This window comes from Pseudomonadota bacterium (assembly GCA_018817425.1).
Lineage (GTDB): Bacteria > Desulfobacterota > Desulfobacteria > Desulfobacterales > RPRI01 > RPRI01.
In genome coordinates, this window is the sequence record JAHITX010000111.1 from 106042 (window position 1) to 122580 (window position 16539).

Annotated in this window: 19 protein-coding genes; 9 read left to right on the forward strand and 10 right to left on the reverse strand. The window is 37.8% G+C overall.

What is annotated here, in order from left to right; translation table 11 throughout:
• Positions 1–62 precede the first annotated feature (62 nt).
• On the forward strand, positions 63–1208 hold the full coding sequence (locus KKC46_19060) for a M20/M25/M40 family metallo-hydrolase (protein ID MBU1055903.1): 1146 nt from the start codon (positions 63–65) through the stop codon (positions 1206–1208).
• 12 nt (positions 1209–1220) lie between these two features.
• The gene (gene larC / locus KKC46_19065; protein MBU1055904.1) at positions 1221–2384 is read left to right on the forward strand and encodes a nickel pincer cofactor biosynthesis protein LarC; all 1164 of its coding nucleotides are present in this window, start codon (positions 1221–1223) and stop codon (positions 2382–2384) included.
• A 35-nt stretch (positions 2385–2419) separates the two neighbouring features.
• Here the strand turns inward: larC and rsmI are convergent, their stop codons facing one another.
• From rsmI to ffh, 10 genes are all read right to left on the reverse strand, one after another.
• A complete protein-coding gene (rsmI, locus tag KKC46_19070) occupies positions 2420–3289 on the reverse strand; it encodes a 16S rRNA (cytidine(1402)-2'-O)-methyltransferase (protein MBU1055905.1) in 870 nt (289 codons plus the stop codon).
• Complete coding sequence (locus KKC46_19075) at positions 3282–3653, reverse strand: YraN family protein (GenBank protein ID MBU1055906.1); 372 nt, start codon at positions 3651–3653, stop codon at positions 3282–3284. Before KKC46_19075 ends, rsmI begins: the two co-directional genes overlap by 8 nt.
• A 3-nt stretch (positions 3654–3656) precedes the next feature.
• Positions 3657–4262 (reverse strand): ribonuclease HII, encoded by a 606-nt coding sequence (locus KKC46_19080; GenBank protein ID MBU1055907.1) that lies wholly within the window; start codon positions 4260–4262, stop codon positions 3657–3659.
• A 32-nt stretch (positions 4263–4294) separates the two neighbouring features.
• A complete protein-coding gene (gene rplS, locus KKC46_19085) occupies positions 4295–4642 on the reverse strand; it encodes a 50S ribosomal protein L19 (protein ID MBU1055908.1) in 348 nt (115 codons plus the stop codon).
• Positions 4643–4737: 95 nt separating this feature from the next.
• Positions 4738–5277, reverse strand: coding sequence for an RNA methyltransferase (locus KKC46_19090; protein MBU1055909.1), 540 nt, complete (start codon positions 5275–5277; stop codon positions 4738–4740).
• On the reverse strand, positions 5249–6034 hold the full coding sequence (trmD, locus tag KKC46_19095; protein MBU1055910.1) for a tRNA (guanosine(37)-N1)-methyltransferase TrmD: 786 nt from the start codon (positions 6032–6034) through the stop codon (positions 5249–5251). The genes KKC46_19090 and trmD overlap by 29 nt, the downstream gene beginning before the upstream one ends.
• 24 nt (positions 6035–6058) lie before the next feature.
• Positions 6059–6571: a ribosome maturation factor RimM gene (gene rimM / locus KKC46_19100; protein ID MBU1055911.1), complete on the reverse strand. Its 513-nt coding sequence runs from the start codon at positions 6569–6571 to the stop codon at positions 6059–6061.
• A gap of 3 nt (positions 6572–6574) precedes the next feature.
• Positions 6575–6805 (reverse strand): KH domain-containing protein, encoded by a 231-nt coding sequence (locus KKC46_19105; GenBank protein ID MBU1055912.1) that lies wholly within the window; start codon positions 6803–6805, stop codon positions 6575–6577.
• A 72-nt stretch (positions 6806–6877) separates the two neighbouring features.
• Positions 6878–7117 (reverse strand): 30S ribosomal protein S16, encoded by a 240-nt coding sequence (gene rpsP / locus KKC46_19110; GenBank protein ID MBU1055913.1) that lies wholly within the window; start codon positions 7115–7117, stop codon positions 6878–6880.
• Between the two features lie 15 nt (positions 7118–7132).
• On the reverse strand, positions 7133–8464 hold the full coding sequence (gene ffh, locus KKC46_19115) for a signal recognition particle protein (protein MBU1055914.1): 1332 nt from the start codon (positions 8462–8464) through the stop codon (positions 7133–7135).
• Positions 8465–9069: 605 nt separating this feature from the next.
• On the opposite strand from ffh, the gene mraZ reads away from it, so the two are divergent.
• From mraZ to mraY, 7 genes are read left to right on the forward strand one after another with little or no spacing between them, the layout of a single operon-like run.
• Positions 9070–9516: a division/cell wall cluster transcriptional repressor MraZ gene (gene mraZ, locus KKC46_19120; GenBank protein MBU1055915.1), complete on the forward strand. Its 447-nt coding sequence runs from the start codon at positions 9070–9072 to the stop codon at positions 9514–9516.
• 3 nt (positions 9517–9519) lie between these two features.
• Complete coding sequence (gene rsmH / locus KKC46_19125; protein ID MBU1055916.1) at positions 9520–10458, forward strand: 16S rRNA (cytosine(1402)-N(4))-methyltransferase RsmH; 939 nt, start codon at positions 9520–9522, stop codon at positions 10456–10458.
• 14 nt (positions 10459–10472) lie between these two features.
• Positions 10473–10769: a cell division protein FtsL gene (locus tag KKC46_19130; GenBank protein ID MBU1055917.1), complete on the forward strand. Its 297-nt coding sequence runs from the start codon at positions 10473–10475 to the stop codon at positions 10767–10769.
• Positions 10766–12502: a penicillin-binding protein 2 gene (locus KKC46_19135; GenBank protein ID MBU1055918.1), complete on the forward strand. Its 1737-nt coding sequence runs from the start codon at positions 10766–10768 to the stop codon at positions 12500–12502. The genes KKC46_19130 and KKC46_19135 overlap by 4 nt, the downstream gene beginning before the upstream one ends.
• Positions 12499–14016 (forward strand): UDP-N-acetylmuramoyl-L-alanyl-D-glutamate--2,6-diaminopimelate ligase, encoded by a 1518-nt coding sequence (locus KKC46_19140; protein ID MBU1055919.1) that lies wholly within the window; start codon positions 12499–12501, stop codon positions 14014–14016. The genes KKC46_19135 and KKC46_19140 overlap by 4 nt, the downstream gene beginning before the upstream one ends.
• A gap of 3 nt (positions 14017–14019) precedes the next feature.
• Positions 14020–15462, forward strand: coding sequence for a UDP-N-acetylmuramoyl-tripeptide--D-alanyl-D-alanine ligase (locus KKC46_19145; GenBank protein MBU1055920.1), 1443 nt, complete (start codon positions 14020–14022; stop codon positions 15460–15462).
• Positions 15459–16538: a phospho-N-acetylmuramoyl-pentapeptide-transferase gene (gene mraY / locus KKC46_19150; protein ID MBU1055921.1), complete on the forward strand. Its 1080-nt coding sequence runs from the start codon at positions 15459–15461 to the stop codon at positions 16536–16538. Before KKC46_19145 ends, mraY begins: the two co-directional genes overlap by 4 nt.
• Position 16539: the final 1 nt, after the last annotated feature.

Sequence of the window (16539 nt, forward strand, 5' to 3'; positions counted from 1 at the left end):
ATAAGTTATAAAACATTCAATAGAAAAAGGTTATATAATGAAGTAAATCTAAGGGAGTTTATATGATAAACAGCAAAAGGCTTGCTGATACATTCCGCTTTCTTGTCGGGATAGACAGTGTTTCAAAACAGGAAGGTAAGATTGCTTTCGAATTAAAAAAGATTTTTGAATCCATGGGGGCTAAAACCGCTTTTGACAATGCGGGAGAAATTATCGGAAGCGATACCGGGAATTTGTTTGTAAAGTTTACCGGCGATAAAAAGGCCCCTCCCCTACTCTTGAATGCGCATATGGATACCGTTGAACCCGGAAGAGGTATTATGCCTGTATTAAAAGACGGTGTTTTTACAAGTGACGGTAATACAATACTTGGAGCCGACGATAAAAGCGCAATAGCAATACTGATAGAAGTAATGACGGTTCTTAAGGAAAAAAATATAGGATTTGGACCGATTGAGATAGTTTTGACCATATGTGAAGAAATCGGACTGCTGGGCGCAAAACATCTTGATACGAGCCTTATAAACGCCAAATACGGATATGCCCTTGATGCCACTGACACGGAAGGTATAGTTACACGCGCTCCGGGCGCTAACAGGCTTGAGTTTATAATTCACGGGCGGGATGCTCATGCAGGGGCAGCTCCTGAAAAGGGCATAAATGCTATACTTCTTGCCGGAAAAGCAATCGCCGGGCTTGAGATTGGACGTATCGACCATGAAACAACATGTAATCTTGGAATAATAAAAGGTGGAGTTGCAACAAATATCGTTCCAAGTTACGTCAGCATTAAGGGTGAAGTCAGAAGTCATAATAATGAAAAACTTAAAGAAGTCACAAATAAAATAATATCTTCATTTGAAAATGTTGTGAAAAATTACCAGAGAAATTCATCCGATGCCCTTCCAAGAGTGGACATTATTGTGGATGATGATTTTTCAAGCACAAACATCCCCGAAAACCATACGGTTGTAAATTTAGCCAAACAAGCCGCCGCCAATCTTGGAAGAAATATGATAACAAAAATCACAGGCGGCGGAGCGGATGCCAACATATTTTTTGCAAAAGGTATTATGACAGGAGTTATAGGCACCGGCATGATAGATATGCATACTGTGCGCGAATCGGTTAAAGTAGATGATATGGTAAAAACCGGCGAACTTTTACTTGAGATTATAAAACTTCATTCAATTTCTATCCCAGGCTGAAGGAAAATATATATGATTGCATATTTTGACTGTTTTTCGGGGATAAGCGGAGATATGACTCTGGCAGCTTTTATTGATCTTGGCGTACCAGTTGATTGGCTAATAGAACATATTAAGAATATACCCCTAAATGATTTCGATTTGTCAGTATCAAGTGTTTCTAAAAACGGAATCAGCGCAAAACAAATTGAAGTTAAAATTGCCAAATTTGGCACATCAAGAAATTATTCCCAGATTTTATCTCTTCTTTCAGAAAGCTCGCTTTTGGCAGATGTTAAAGAAATGAGTATATCTGTTTTTGAAGTAATTGCCGAAGCTGAAGCTATGATACATGCATGTCCGAAAGCACTAGTACATTTTCATGAACTGGGCGGTGTTGATTCAATCGTTGATATTGTAGGAACAGCCCTTTGCATTAACTACCTTGGAATAACAAAGTTATATTCATCAAAAATTCCAATGAGCTCAGGCTTTGTAAACTGCCAGCACGGCACAATTCCGGTTCCGCCTCCTGCCGTGTTATCAATATTAAAAGATGTTGCCGTATATGGTGTTGATATAAAAAAGGAGATTGTCACACCTACCGGTGCCGCTATCGTTAAGGCCCTTTGCCAATCATTCGGAAACTTTCCCGATATGCTTGTAGATAAAACAGGCTATGGAGCTGGCAAATATGATCTTGGGCATATCCCAAATCTTTTAAGAATAATAACAGGAAGAGACAATTCACAAAAATACTATGAAAAGGATGTGGTAGTTCAGATAGAAACCTGCATAGATGACATGAATCCTGAAATTTTCGGGTTTTTAATGGATCGTCTGTTTGATGAAGGGGTTCTTGATGTTTACTGGTCGCCTGTTTACATGAAGAAAAACAGACCGGGAACAAAGCTGTATGTGATTTGCAACTATTACAATAAGGATACTGTAATTAACCGGATATTATCCGAAACTACTACAACAGGTGTCAGATATCACGAACTTCAAAGGAAAAAGCTGGCAAGACGACAGGCTGAAATGGAAACAAGCTATGGTATGATTTCGGTAAAATGTATCACAAATCCGGACGGTACCTCACGGTTTGTTCCTGAATACGAAGTATGCAAAAAGATAGCACTTGAGAAAAAAATCCCCATCAAAAACGTTTATGATAATATTTCAAAAGAGATATCATGAATAGTAACATACTATAAATCTTAACATAGAACTATCTACTCTTTAACTTCTTTTTTTATCCTTAAAGCTTCTTCATAAACCTGTTTTCTTGATAGACCAAATTTTTTTGCTTTTTCTTTTGATAGAACAGGCAATGGAGTTTTTTGCTCATATATACTTTCGGTAAGTTCCTTTACTAGAATATCATAAGAATAATCATCTTTTTCTTTATAGCCGGATATCAGCATAGTTATCTCCCCTTTTATTTCGGGGCGCTGCTTTAAAATATAAAGTATTTCGGCCTGGGTTCCTCTTATAATCTCTTCGTAAATCTTGGTCAGTTCACGTGTTAAAACGCAATATCTCTCACCCATTACATCAAGTACTTCTTCGAGAAACCGTATAATTCTTTTTGGCGATTCGTAAAATACTATAGTCCTTTTTTCTTTATTTATCTCACTCAACAGATCCAGACGTTTTTGTTTTTTTCTGGGACAAAAACCGATAAAAATAAAAGAATCCGTCGGTAGCCCGGAAATACTTAAAGCAGCTATGGCTGCGGATACGCCGGGAACCGGAACAATGTTTATTCCGGCAGCGACAGCTTCTTTTACCAGCCGAAATCCGGGATCGGATAAAAGCGGTGTGCCCGCATTAGTAACAAGCGCAACAGATGCTCCTGCATTAAGCCTGGCAATCAAGTCCGGTGTCCGTTTTTCTTCATTATATTCGTGATAAGATATCAGGCTTTTTTTTATATTATGAAAAGATAGAAAATTTCCTGTATGGCGGGTATCTTCTGCTGCAATAAGATCAACATTACTTAAAACCTTTAATGCTCTTAAAGTAATATCATCCCTGTTTCCTATGGGAGTTGCAACAACATAAAGAGTGCCGGATATAACTGAGGTTTCTGTATTATCCATAAGCAAGATCAAACGCATTTTTTATTATTTCAATTTCAGGTTCTTGTACTCCCGGACTGATTGCTACAACATCAAATCTTGCTTTTACACCGCTTTGATTAGTAATTTTTAAAAAGTAAAGAGCAACCATGGATATTTTTTTCATTTTTTTTGGAGTCACTGCGTATTTGGGACTTCCAAACCCGCCGGTTTTTCTGGATTTTACTTCAACAAATACCAAGGTGTTTTTTTCTTTTGCAATTATATCAATTTCACCGAATTTGGTGCGATAATTTTGCTCAAGTATTTTATATCCTTTTTTTTTGAGATATAAAACGGCAAGAGATTCACCTTCTTTTCCAAAAAGTTGATCTTTTGACGGCATATACTATTCTTCTTTCACCCCTTTAAAAGTTCTCCTGTGAATAGGACAAATCCCGAATCTGCGAACAGCTTCTTTGTGTTCTTTGGTCGGATATCCTTTATGTTTTATGAAGCCATATTCGGGATATTCATAATGATACCTCTCCATAAGCCTGTCTCTTGTGACTTTTGCAACTATTGATGCCGCAGCAATTGATAAACTCAAAGAATCACCGTGAGCAATAGCTTGCTGCGAAAGGGCATAGGGAATTTGAAATATCCCATCAATAAGAAGAAAATCGGATTTCGGCTTAAGGTTTTGAACCGCAATTGACATAGAAAGAAGAGATGCTCTAAGAATATTTATACGCTCAATTTCCGGTGGGTCAATTATCCCCACTCCTATGGAAATAGCACGTTCATATATAATGTTGTAAAGAAAATTACGTTTCTTGGGAGTTAATTTTTTTGAGTCTGTAACGCCTTCAATAGCATGCGAAAGAGGAAGAATTACTGCTGCGGAAACAACAGGGCCGGCAATAGGTCCTCTGCCGGCCTCATCTACGCCCGCTATTTTTCTATAGCCTTTTTCAAAGGCACTCAATTCATATGCCCACAGGTTGTTTCCCATGGATTCGCTTCTAATTATAAAGTTACTTAAATTTAATTTACGCGCCGTTCTTTTAACCTGGCCGCTTTGCCTCTGAGTTTACGAAGGTAATAAATTTTCGACTGCCTTACCCGGCCATGGCTCATAACTTCAATTCTATCTAAAATAGGTGAATTAAGCTGAAATATACGTTCTACACCAACACCGTATGATACTTTTCTTACGGTAAAAGTTGAATTGGTGGTTTTTCTGTGTCTGCCGATAATAACTCCTTCAAATACCTGAATCCGCTCTTTTTCACCTTCTTTTATTTTGACATGGACTTTTACCGTATCTCCCGTTTTAAATGTGGGAAAATCAAGCCGCATGGTTTCAAGTGCCAACTGTTTTAATGGGTCCATTGTTAATCTCCTAATATAAAATATATTTTGTTTTCACCATGAAGTATAGCAAAAACAAGTATAACTAAAATTTCTATTTGCAAAAAAGCCTGTTTTCAACCACAAATAAGTCTGTCTAAAATAATTGAGCAAGCCGATCTTACTGAAAGGTGGTTGTAATCAGTATTTCCTTTTATCGGTTCAAGCATATAATCAGCGTTTGAAATTATTTCTTCAGCAAGCCCCCAACCTGTTCCAAAAGCTATAAGATGCGGACTTGAATCTTTGAGCATATTTTTTAATTCAAAAAAGCTGATGTAATCCTTACTATCTTTTGCACTTGTTACTACTGTTTTCGGACAACTCTTTTCTTTTAAACTTATTTCTTCTATAACATCTTTAATTGAGTCTTTAATATATATCAACTCAAGAGCCTCGCGCCTTTTGGGATTAAGCGCTGATCCTGCTCCACTTGTCCAATGAGAAATTATTTGCCCGGCAAGCTCTTTTTGATCATCAAGCGGTGTAACAACGTAAAATTTTTTTACCCCGTATGTTTTTGCCGCTCTTGCCATGTCATGCAGATCAAGGTTCGTTATTGCAGATGCTATAATATCTCCTGATTTATTAATTACCGGATAATGTACCAGAGCCACGTAAAGATTGGGTTTGAATAATATTTTCAATATCGCGGCACCATTTTTTCAGTATTTCATTTTCCTGTTTTGTAAGCGGCTTATTTTCTATAAGATCCGGCCGTTTTAAAAAAGTGCGTATTAAAGAAGCCTCAAGTCTCCAGTTATCAATATCCTTATGATTTCCGGAAAGCAAGACTTCCGGCACTTTCGATCCTTCAAAATCTCTTGGCCTTGTATAATGGCAGTAATCAAGCAACTTGCCGGAGAATGAATCCTGCGAAGCTGAGTCAGGGCTGCCAAGTACTCCGGGAATCAGACGAGTAACTGCTTCAATAATTACCATTGCTCCAAGTTCCCCGCCCATCAATACATAATCACCTATGGAAATTTCATCATCAATAAAATTACTGCTTATACGTTCGTCTACGCCCTCATATCTTCCACAAATCAGGTTAAGTCCTTTTGATTCAGCTAATTCAACTGCTAATTGCTGATTAAAAATACTTCCCTGAGGGCTTAATAAAATTGTCCTCGAATCAGGATTATTTTCTTTTGCCGCTCTAATGGCATCTGCCAGAGGTTCAGGCTTCATAACCATTCCGCAACCACCACCATAAGGCCTGTCATCAGTTGTCTTGTGCTTATCTTTTGTAAAATCTCTTATGTTAATTGCAGAAGCAAAAATATGGTTTTCTTCAATCGCTTTTTTAATTATTCCATAAGACCAGAAAGAATTAAACATTTCAGGAAATATTGTAAGAACTGTAAATTTCATCATAAGTCCATTACAAAATGTTTGCTACAAGCCTTCGGGCAATTTAACTTTCATGGTTTTTTGGTCAAGATCAATATTTAAAACAACAGATTCCAATGCCGGAATAAGAGCTTCTTTTCCTTCATTATTTACAACATATACATCATTGCTGCCTGTTTGTATAATTGATTCAATCTTACCAAGATAATCACCATCCGATGCATATACATAAAGCCCGATTATATCATTCCAGTAATAAGTTTTTTCTTCAAGTTCGGGGAGCTTTGACTTTTCGATAAAAATCTCAAAGCCCTTTAAACTGTGAGCCAAATCCCTTGAGTCTACCCCTTCAAAAAAAACAAGCGCAAAACGGAAATGAGGCGTAAACCCTTTTATTCTGTAGCAAGAGCCGGTTGAATCGTGATCATTCTTTAGATACAGCTCATTGCCGGTTTTAAAAACGGAAAATGACTCTGAATAGGCATAGACCTTCACCGCACCATAGATTCCATGGGCACCCAAGATCTTTCCGATTGCAATTAAACTCTTTTTACTCACAGATTATTCAATAATTTCCAGCACGGTACGCTTTTTTACTTTTGCAGATGCCGCGCTTAAAATTGTCCGCATTGCCCTGGCGGTTCTGCCCTGTTTCCCTATTACCTTTCCCAGATCCTCTTTAGCAACTTTGAGTTCTAAAACAGAGGTTTGGTTTCCCTGCACCTCTCCAACTGTCACTTGTTCAGGATTATCAACCAGGGCCTGCGCTATTAAATAGATCAGATCTTTCATGGCTCCATCTCCTTTTTAATTTGCGATTGAGGACAAAGGGTACAACATAAAATATTATGTAATAAGAATAATCTATATATTTTCTTTTTTCAAAATATTTTTGACTGTATCTGTAGGTTTTGCTCCCTGACCGATCCAGTATTTTATACGTTCTCCCTTGAGAGAAATCTTTGCAGGGTCAATAATTGGATCATAAGTGCCTACCGCTTCTATATACCTGCCATCTCTTGGGTGTTCGGAATCAGCAACGACAATTCTGTAAAAGGGCCTTTTCTTTGCTCCATGCCTTGCCAATCTGATTTTAACTGCCATATTTTTACTTCTCCTCTAAAACGGCAACATGCCACGTTTGATACCGCGCATACCGCCTTTGTTAATTTGTTTCATTATTTTCATAGCCTGAGCATAATTTTTAAGAAGTCTATTTATATCTTGTACGCTAGTTCCGCTCCCTTTGGCAATCCTTTTTCTTCGATTTCCATTAATTATGGTATATTGTCTGCGTTCTAAAGGAGTCATGGAATTAATTATCGCTTCAATTTTAACCAACTCTGTTTCATCGACGGTTAAGTTTTTAAGCTGTTTGTTTTTACCTAATCCTGGAATCATGCCAAGAAGATCGGATATTGAACCCATTTTGCGAATTTGGGCCATCTGGTCACGAAAATCTTCTAAAGTGAACTGGCTTTTTCTTAATTTCCTTTCAAGCTCAATGGCTTGTTTCTCATCGGAAACGGACTGTGCCTTTTCAATAAAGGTCAGAATATCTCCCATTCCAAGTATTCTTGAAGACATTCTGTCCGGAAAAAATGGTTCAAGTGCGCTTAATTTCTCACCAACCCCTATAAATTTTATGGGTTTGTTTGTTATTGCCTTTATGGATAATGCTGCACCTCCCCTGGCGTCACCATCCATTTTGGTAAGAATCACACCACCGATATCAAGCGAGCTGTCAAAGGATTTTGCGATATTAACAGCATCCTGTCCAGTCATAGCATCAGCAATAAGCAGTATATCAGATGGTTTAACCGTATCCTTTATGCGGCCAAGCTCAGCCATAAGCTCTTCATTAATATGAAGACGTCCCGCCGTATCAAGAATAAGCGTATCGCAACCTTGTCTCAAAGCAGCTGTTTTTGCTTTCAGGCATATATCAACAGGATCCATATCAATAGTTGAATCAAAAACAGGCGCACCAATTTGATCCGCAATCTTTTTCAACTGATCAATAGCAGCAGGCCGATAAACATCCGCAGGAACAAGAAAAGGCTTCTTTCCTTTTTGCCTTAAAAAAATCGCAAGTTTTCCGGCCGTAGTCGTTTTCCCCGAACCCTGGAGACCTACAAGCATTATGGAAGCAGGCACAGGCCCGGAAAGAACAATTTCCTGGTGCGAAGAACCCATAAGCCGGGTAAGCTCATCATTTACTATCTTAATAACCTGATGCCCCGGCGTCAGGCTTGCCATAACTTCCTGGCCTAAAGAACGCTCTTTTATATCAGCAACAAGTTTTTTAACAACCTTATAATGGACATCAGCCTCAAGAAGTGCCATTCTGACTTCTTTTAAGCCTTCTTCAATATTCTTTTCAGTTAATTTGCCGTGCCCTTTAAGCTGCTTGAATATATTTTCTAGTTTTTCACTTAAACTTTCAAACATAATTAATATACATTTTTTCTAATCATAGTTTTAATAAACTTTTAAAAGCTAAAGCTTTGTGAAAAGGCAAAAAATGGCTTTAAAATCGGCAGGAAAGCAAGAAAGCTTTATCTGCCTGCTATTGATTTCCACATAACCTATACAAAGTTTTAAAAATTAATTCTAATTTCATGATATGTCAAGAATAATATTAAAAGCCTGCATGAGCTTTTGAAAAATAGTTGATAAAAAAATATTTTCCCCGACTGCATTAATTTTTCTAAGAATCGGAACATTCGCCAATACCATGAGAACCTTAAACATGGTGCGCTATAACAAATTGATAAAATTCATAAAAGCCTATAGCCCCAATTCTTATCATATTTATATATACACTAAATAATTGTTCATAAACTTATCCACAATCAACCACCCTTGTTATTTTTTTATTATTTCGTTTAACATTAATAAATTATTATAAAAAATAATTATATCAATTTTATTTTTTTCTTGACACTTTCGTTTAAATATAGCATTTATAAAAATAGTGGAGCAAAGTGGTTATATCTGAATAATAGTGGTTTTATGTGAACAATAAATAAAACCAAAAAATAAAAAGGCCTAATATGTTCAGAGGGACATCCTTTCATACCATAGATAAAAAAGGGCGCATAATCATTCCTGCAAGATTTCGGGAAATAATAAGAAATTCAGAGAATGACGGCGTTTTTGTATCCCGGATGGACGGAACCCTTTATGCTTACACTTTTGAAGAATGGAGAAAAATAGAAAATAAAATACTATCACTTGCAGAAAAAAGCGAAAGCATGCGCCGCTTCAGGAGAGTATTTATAGGCGGAGCCTTTGAATGTTTATGTGATAAAAACGATAGAATACTGATTCCTCCCACCTTAAGGCAATACTCAGGACTTGAAAAGGATATGGTGTTGGTTGGAGCCCTTGATCATTTTGAAATCTGGTCGCTTGATAATTGGAATAAGGAGCTTGAACAACTGGAAGCAGACAGCAAAAAGGAGGAGGTCAGAAACGAAATTGCAAAACTAGGAATCTGATTGATGCAACCTTATCATATCCCTGTAATGACAAAAGAAATTATTCATTATCTTGATTGCATGCCCGGTAAAATTTATGCGGATTGCACTATTGGAGGTTCTGGTCATGCAAAAGCCATTTGTGAAAAAATAATGCCGAATGGAATATTTATAGGGGTTGATCAGGATAAAGATGCAATTAAGAATGCAAAAAACGTTTTAAATCTAAACCTATCAAACATCCATTTGTTTCATGGTAATTTCATTCGACTGCCCGAATTTCTTTCGGAATGCAATATCTCAAAAGTTGACGGTATATTGCTTGATTTAGGATTATCTCTTCATCAAATAAGCTCCAGCAAAAGAGGGTTTAGTTTCAAAAACGCAGAGCCTCTTGATATGCGAATGAACACGGATTCCGATATCAAGGCCGAAGACTTAATTAACAAATTGAGTGAAATAGATCTTGAGAAACTAATAAGAAATTATGGCGAAGAGTCATGGGCAAGAAATATAGCACGAAATATAGTTAAAGCAAGAAAGGAGTGCAAAATCGATACAAGTGCACAACTTGCTAAAATAATATGTGCTTCAATTCCAATAAAAATACAACATAAGTCAAAAATTCATCCTGCTACACGTACATTTATGGCACTTAGAATCGCTGTTAATAAAGAACTCGAAATGCTTTCCGGGTTTATGGACAATGTTGCCGGTTTATTAAACCCAAAAGGGCGTCTTTGTGTTTTAACTTTTCACTCTTTGGAAGACAGAATCGTAAAACAAAAAATTAAAGAAATGGAAAAAGATTGTGTTTGTCCTCCAAAATTTCCAAAGTGCGTCTGCAACAAGACCAAATTAATGCGAGCCTTGAATAAAAAAGCAATAGCTCCCGGCAAAGAAGAAATTAACATAAATCCTATGTCAAGAAGTGCAAAACTCAGAGCGGCAGAAACAATATAGCAAGGAACAACCAATTGAAGAATAACCTTAAAGATAAAAAAACCAGGCTTAAGATTATCGGAATCTGGTCTGTTTTTATGGCAATATTTTCAGCCGAACTTTTTATTTACACCTGGAGCAGAATTCAGTGTGTTAAGACCGGTTATGAAATAGCAAAAGAATCGAATAGAAATCTTAAACTTGCAACATTGCAAAATAATCTCAAGATTGAAATCGCACGGCTTAAATCACCACGCAGAATAGTTAAAATCGCAACAACAAAACTCGGGCTGGTCATGCCGACAACTGAGCAAATTATTATAATTCAATGAGAAATGCCAATAAACAATATATAAAACTACGCATTACAATAGTTGGAATTTTTTTTGCCTTTTGCCTTGTGGCTATAGTTGCAAAAGCCGGTTATCTGCAAATTTATCAAAGCTCCTGGCTTGCAGAAAAAGCGGCCAATCAATATGAAAAGCCTTTTAAAGAAACAGGCAAGCGAGGCACTATTTATGATGCTAATTTGCGCGAAATAGCCGTATCAGTAGATACAATTTCAATTGCTGCCTACCCTGCCAAAATAACAAATAAAACAATAGCAGCAAAGAAGATTGCAAAATCTCTTAATATGCGTGCAGATTTTATTAAAAGAACTCTTTCTTCCGGCAAGCCCTTTGTTTGGATAAAACGCAAGGCAACACCGAAAGAAGTATATGCAGTAAGAAATCTTGATATTGAAGGTATGTGCTTTTTATCAGAGCACAACAGAGTTTATCCGCAAAAAACACTTGCGGCTCAGACCATAGGCTTTACAGGTATTGACGGCAATGGCCTTGAAGGTCTGGAGTTTTATTTTGACAATCAGCTTAAAGGCTCGAATGGAAATAGTATTATTTTAAAAGACGCTCTGGGTCAGGGTTTTGATACTGAAAAAAATCCCGGTAATTATAATGGCAATAATCTGGTTCTGACAATTGATCAGGCAATTCAATACATAACTGAAACAGCATTAAAAGAAGCTGTGGTTGATAGCTCGGCCAAATCCGGAATTGCAATGGTAATGGTTCCCAAAACAGGTGCCATTCTGGCTATGGCGCATTATCCATCTTTAAATCCGAATTCATTTACAAAATTCGATAAGCAATTGTGGAGGAACAGAGCTATAACCGATCCGTTTGAACCGGGTTCAACAATGAAAATTTTTACAGCTGCTGCTGCAATAGAGCACGGCAATTGTAAACCAAACACTATTTTTTACTGTGAAAACGGAGAATATAAAGTTGGGAAAAATATTATACACGATACACATCCTTACGGTTGGTTGACGGTTAAAGATATCATAAAATATTCAAGCAATATAGGCGCATATAAAATTGTAAACAAAATAGGGCCCAAGGCTTTGTATGAAACCCTTAAGGATTTCGGGTTCGGCGAAAAAACAGGAATCAATTGCCCGGGCGAAACATCAGGTTTTCTATCTTCATATAAAAACTGGCGCGAGATTGATGTTGGAGCCATATCTTTTGGGCAGGGAATCTCCGCCTCTCCTTTACAACTTATTTCAGCAACTTCGGCAATAGCAAACAATGGTCTTTTAATGAAACCATATATTGTTCAGGCTATATCGGATGATAAAGGCAAAACGATTAAACGTTTTGAGCCTACACCTGTAAGACAGGCAATTTCATCCGAATCAGCTGATACGATAGCAAAAATACTAATGGCTGTAACAACCAAAGAAGGAACAGGGTTCAATGCAACGCTTGATGGCTACACGGTATGCGGTAAAACCGGAACCGCCCAGAAAATCGATAAAACAGGAAAATACGCGAGGAATAAATACATTGCATCTTTTATCGGCTTTGCCCCTGTTGAAGATCCGGAAATAGCCATACTTGTTATAGTAGATGAGCCCAGGAAAAATCACTATGGTGGTATTGTAGCAGCTCCGGCTTTCAAGAAGATAGCCCAGGAAACTCTCACTTATCTTAATATACTGCCTGATAATAGAGAAACAGACAAAATCAGAGTTTCGCGGGAAAGCAGGGTGCTGGGTTGAAATTATCATCTCTTTTAAAAGCCATAAATATAACGGATTGTTGTCCTGATCCTGATATAGGCTCGATACATTACAGGGCACAGGATGTAAAACCATCCGGCCTTTTCGTTGCTATACCTGGACACAAGGCAGACGGCCACGATTTTATTGATGCGGCAATGGAAAAAGGTGCGTCTGCAATAGTGGTTCAAAAAAAGATGGTCAAAAATTCTATTATAATCGAGGTTGAAAACACAAGAAAGGCTCTTGGCAGGATTGCCGCAAAATATTGTGGGAACCCTTCCGAAAAATTAGTTATTATCGGTATTACAGGGACAAATGGCAAAACGACTACTGCTTATCTTGTAGAAAGTATTCTCCATGCCGCTGGTTTTAAAACAGGTGTAATAGGAACGATTAATTGCCGTTATTCAGGAAAAACCTTTCCAAGCCCGGTAACAACACCTGAGTCACTTGATCTTCAACAAATTCTTTCTGAAATGGTAAATGACGGCATAACCCATGTGGTTATGGAGGTGTCATCCCATGCCATAGATCTGTTCAGAATTGAAAGCTGTTTCTTTGATGCCGCTGTTTTTACAAACCTCACACAGGATCACCTTGACTACCATACGAATATGGAAAGTTACTGGGAGGTTAAGAAAAAACTTTTTACAGAATCACTTGTTACCGGACCAAAAAAAGAGAAAGCTTTTGCCGTAATAAACTGCGATGACAAAAGGGGAAAAGTACTTTCCGGCAATCTTTCGGTAAAATGCATAAAAACAGGCTCTGATACCGGATGCACTGTATATGCAACTAATTCAACAATAAATGCAAGGGGGATAAAGACTTTAATTTCAACTCCCGAAAGCTCTGTTGAAATTGAGTCTGATCTTGTGGGAAAACATAATATCGAAAATATCAGAAGTGCAGCAGGCGTTGCTTTTGGACTTGGAATCTCTTTAGACATAATAAAAAAGGGAATTGAATCACTTTCTGTAATTCCGGGACGCCTTGAAAGAATAAACAACAAAACCGGCATATCGGTCTATGTGGATTACGCACATACTCCTGATGCATTGAAAAATGTACTTCTGTCTTTAAGACCTATTACAAAAAACAGACTGATATGTGTTTTCGGGTGCGGAGGCGACAGAGACAAAACAAAACGCCCTCTTATGGGAGAAGAAGTTGCGCGCCTTTCCGATATTGCAGTTATTACATCCGACAATCCAAGAACAGAAGATCCCATGGAAATAACAGATCAAATATTAACCGGTATAAAACGGAATACGACAAACAGATATGAACCAACCGAATATAGACTTTTAACTGATAAAAAAGGCTACTTTGTCGAACCTGACAGGAAAAAGGCCATACATCTTGGAATTAAAATCGCAGAAGCTGGCGATGTTATACTAATAGCCGGGAAGGGCCATGAAACTTATCAGCTTATAGGAAAAGATTCATTTCCTTTTGATGACAGACAGGAAGCAATGTCTGCGCTTTTGCAGATAGAAACAAAGAGATAATATATGAAACAACTTATTCCGTGGTCTGAAGATGAAATATTAAAAGCAACAGAAGGTGTTGTTGTTTCCGGGGGAAACAGGCACACATTTACAGGTATCTCCATTGATTCACGGACAATAACTGCCGGCGAACTTTTTGTTGCCATTGAAGGTATTAATTTCGACGGACATAATTTTGCAAAAGAAGTTATCACAAAAAATATTAAAGGTCTGGTCATAAACAGACAAAAAACAGCAGAGCTTTTATGTAACAAATCAGACAATCCGGATGTGTTTTGTGTTGAAGTCGATAATACTACTAAAGCGCTTGGGGATATTGCAGCCTATAACAGGAAAAGAGCAAATGTTTCCGTAATAGCGATTACAGGCTCAAACGGCAAAACATCTACAAGAGAAATGACAAGCGCGATTGTTTCCCGCCATTTTGATACTCTTTCAACAATAGGGAATTTAAACAACGAGATTGGCCTTCCCTTAACCCTTCTTAAGCTAAGCCCATTTAATAAATGGGCGGTTGTTGAACTTGGAACGAATCATCCGGGAGAAATAGCAAGACTTGCCCAAATATGCAAACCTGACATCGGTATAATAACAAATATAGGCAGAGCGCATCTTGAAGGATTAAAATCTATTGAAGGTATTATGAATGCCAAAGGGGAGCTATTAAACGACATCAAACCGGATGGAACAGTTATTCTTAACGCAGATGATGAAAGAGTCATGAAGCTTGCCCGCAAAACACAAAGAAACAAAATTTACTTTGGGCTTTCACAAAAAGCATTGATTAAAGCATCTTCGATCGAGATAAATAAAACATCAACCTCATTTACACTAAAACTTCCCGAGGATGCTATAAGAGTAGAACTTCCCGTAACAGGACATTTTATGGTGCCGAATGCGCTTGCTGCCGCTTCTGTAGGATATCTTCTTAAACTCAGCGCACATGATATAAAGGCGGGTCTTGAAAATTTCACCAGTGCAAAAAGCAGGATGAATATTTTTGCTTTGGGAAACGGGGTTACTATTATTGATGATACCTACAATGCAAACCCGGATTCCATGGAAGCAGCCATAAGATCACTTGCAGGTTTAAAAGGTAACAAAAGAGGAGTGCTTGTTGCCGGTGATATGCTGGAACTTGGAATTTATTCTGAAGCTCTGCATAAAAAAATAGGCGAGTTTTGTGCTGAATTCGGCATTGAAAGGCTTTATGCCACAGGTCAATTTTCCGCCAATGTGGCAGCTGGTGCAATTATAGGAGGCATGGATGTTTCTTCTGTTTTCACAGGATCACAGGAAGATATTATAAGCGATCTGAAAGAATGGTTAATACCAACAGATTGCGTACTTATTAAAGGCTCAAGGGCTATGGCAATGGAAAAAATAGTTGCAAAATTAAAAGAATGGGCAGGAACATCGGCAAAGTTAATTAAGGATAAAGTATGATTTATCATTTATTATATCCGCTTCACACAACATTTTCTGCATTTAATGTATTCAGGTACATTACATTCAGAACAATATATGCGGTTTTAACTGCCTTTTTAATTTGCTTTCTCTTAGGGCCCTGGGTAATCCGCAAACTCACCAAGTTGCAGATCGGCCAGCACATTAGGGAAGAAGGGCCAAAAGGGCATCAGAAAAAAACCGGCACACCAACTATGGGAGGAACGCTGATTGCCTTTTCGCTGGTAGTGACAACACTTCTGTGGAGTAATCTTTCAAATTACTATGTCTGGATACTTCTTCTTGCAACAATAGGCTACGCTTTAATAGGATTTGCAGATGATTATCTCAAGCAGGTCAAAAAGCAAAATATGGGGTTAATCCCACGCAATAAATTTATCCTGCAATCGGCACTGGCATTAATCATAAGCACCTTTATCTATATCAGTCCCAATTTTTCAAGCACTCTGATTGTTCCTTTTTTTAAAAACATTTCGCCTGACCTTGGCGTTTTTTATATTTTCTTTGCCGCCTTTGTTATCGTGGGAACCTCAAATGCGGTTAATCTGACAGACGGTCTTGACGGGCTTGCTATAGGCCCTACAACTATTGTGGCAGTTACTTACATGATTTTAGCTTATGTTGGCGGAAACATCAAAATTGCCGAGTATCTTCAAATACCCCATGTAGCTGGAAGCGGGGAAGTAGTTATATTCTGCGGCTGCCTTGTCGGAGCAGGTTTAGGTTTTTTGTGGTTTAACGCATATCCGGCACAGATATTTATGGGAGATACCGGATCTCTTTGTTTAGGCGGCGTTATCGGAACAGTTGCTGTAATTACAAAACAGGAGCTATTGCTTGTTATTGTCGGAGGATTATTTGTTATTGAAGCCCTGTCTGTAATTTTTCAGGTTTGCTTTTTCAAGATAACTAAAGGCAAAAGAATATTTAAAATGGCGCCTCTTCATCATCACTTTGAACTCAAAGGATGGCCTGAACCAAAAGTGATAGTACGATTCTGGATTATTGCGGTTGCCCTTGCGCTTCTGTCTTTAAGCACGCTGAAAATAAGATAAT

What these genes read in the sequence shown, in the direction of transcription:
- KKC46_19060 (MBU1055903.1), top strand. Translation starts at nt 63, where the DNA reads ATGATAAACAGCAAAAGGCTTGCTGATACATTCCGCTTTCTTGTCGGG.
- larC (MBU1055904.1), top strand. Translation starts at nt 1,221, where the DNA reads ATGATTGCATATTTTGACTGTTTTTCGGGGATAAGCGGAGATATGACT.
- rsmI (MBU1055905.1), bottom strand. Translation starts at nt 3,289, where the DNA reads ATGGATAATACAGAAACCTCAGTTATATCCGGCACTCTTTATGTTGTT.
- KKC46_19075 (MBU1055906.1), bottom strand. Translation starts at nt 3,653, where the DNA reads ATGCCGTCAAAAGATCAACTTTTTGGAAAAGAAGGTGAATCTCTTGCC.
- KKC46_19080 (MBU1055907.1), bottom strand. Translation starts at nt 4,262, where the DNA reads ATGGGAAACAACCTGTGGGCATATGAATTGAGTGCCTTTGAAAAAGGC.
- rplS (MBU1055908.1), bottom strand. Translation starts at nt 4,642, where the DNA reads ATGGACCCATTAAAACAGTTGGCACTTGAAACCATGCGGCTTGATTTT.
- trmD (MBU1055910.1), bottom strand. Translation starts at nt 6,034, where the DNA reads ATGAAATTTACAGTTCTTACAATATTTCCTGAAATGTTTAATTCTTTC.
- KKC46_19105 (MBU1055912.1), bottom strand. Translation starts at nt 6,805, where the DNA reads ATGAAAGATCTGATCTATTTAATAGCGCAGGCCCTGGTTGATAATCCT.
- rpsP (MBU1055913.1), bottom strand. Translation starts at nt 7,117, where the DNA reads ATGGCAGTTAAAATCAGATTGGCAAGGCATGGAGCAAAGAAAAGGCCC.
- ffh (MBU1055914.1), bottom strand. Translation starts at nt 8,464, where the DNA reads ATGTTTGAAAGTTTAAGTGAAAAACTAGAAAATATATTCAAGCAGCTT.
- mraZ (MBU1055915.1), top strand. Translation starts at nt 9,070, where the DNA reads ATGTTCAGAGGGACATCCTTTCATACCATAGATAAAAAAGGGCGCATA.
- rsmH (MBU1055916.1), top strand. Translation starts at nt 9,520, where the DNA reads ATGCAACCTTATCATATCCCTGTAATGACAAAAGAAATTATTCATTAT.
- KKC46_19135 (MBU1055918.1), top strand. Translation starts at nt 10,766, where the DNA reads ATGAGAAATGCCAATAAACAATATATAAAACTACGCATTACAATAGTT.
- KKC46_19145 (MBU1055920.1), top strand. Translation starts at nt 14,020, where the DNA reads ATGAAACAACTTATTCCGTGGTCTGAAGATGAAATATTAAAAGCAACA.
- mraY (MBU1055921.1), top strand. Translation starts at nt 15,459, where the DNA reads ATGATTTATCATTTATTATATCCGCTTCACACAACATTTTCTGCATTT.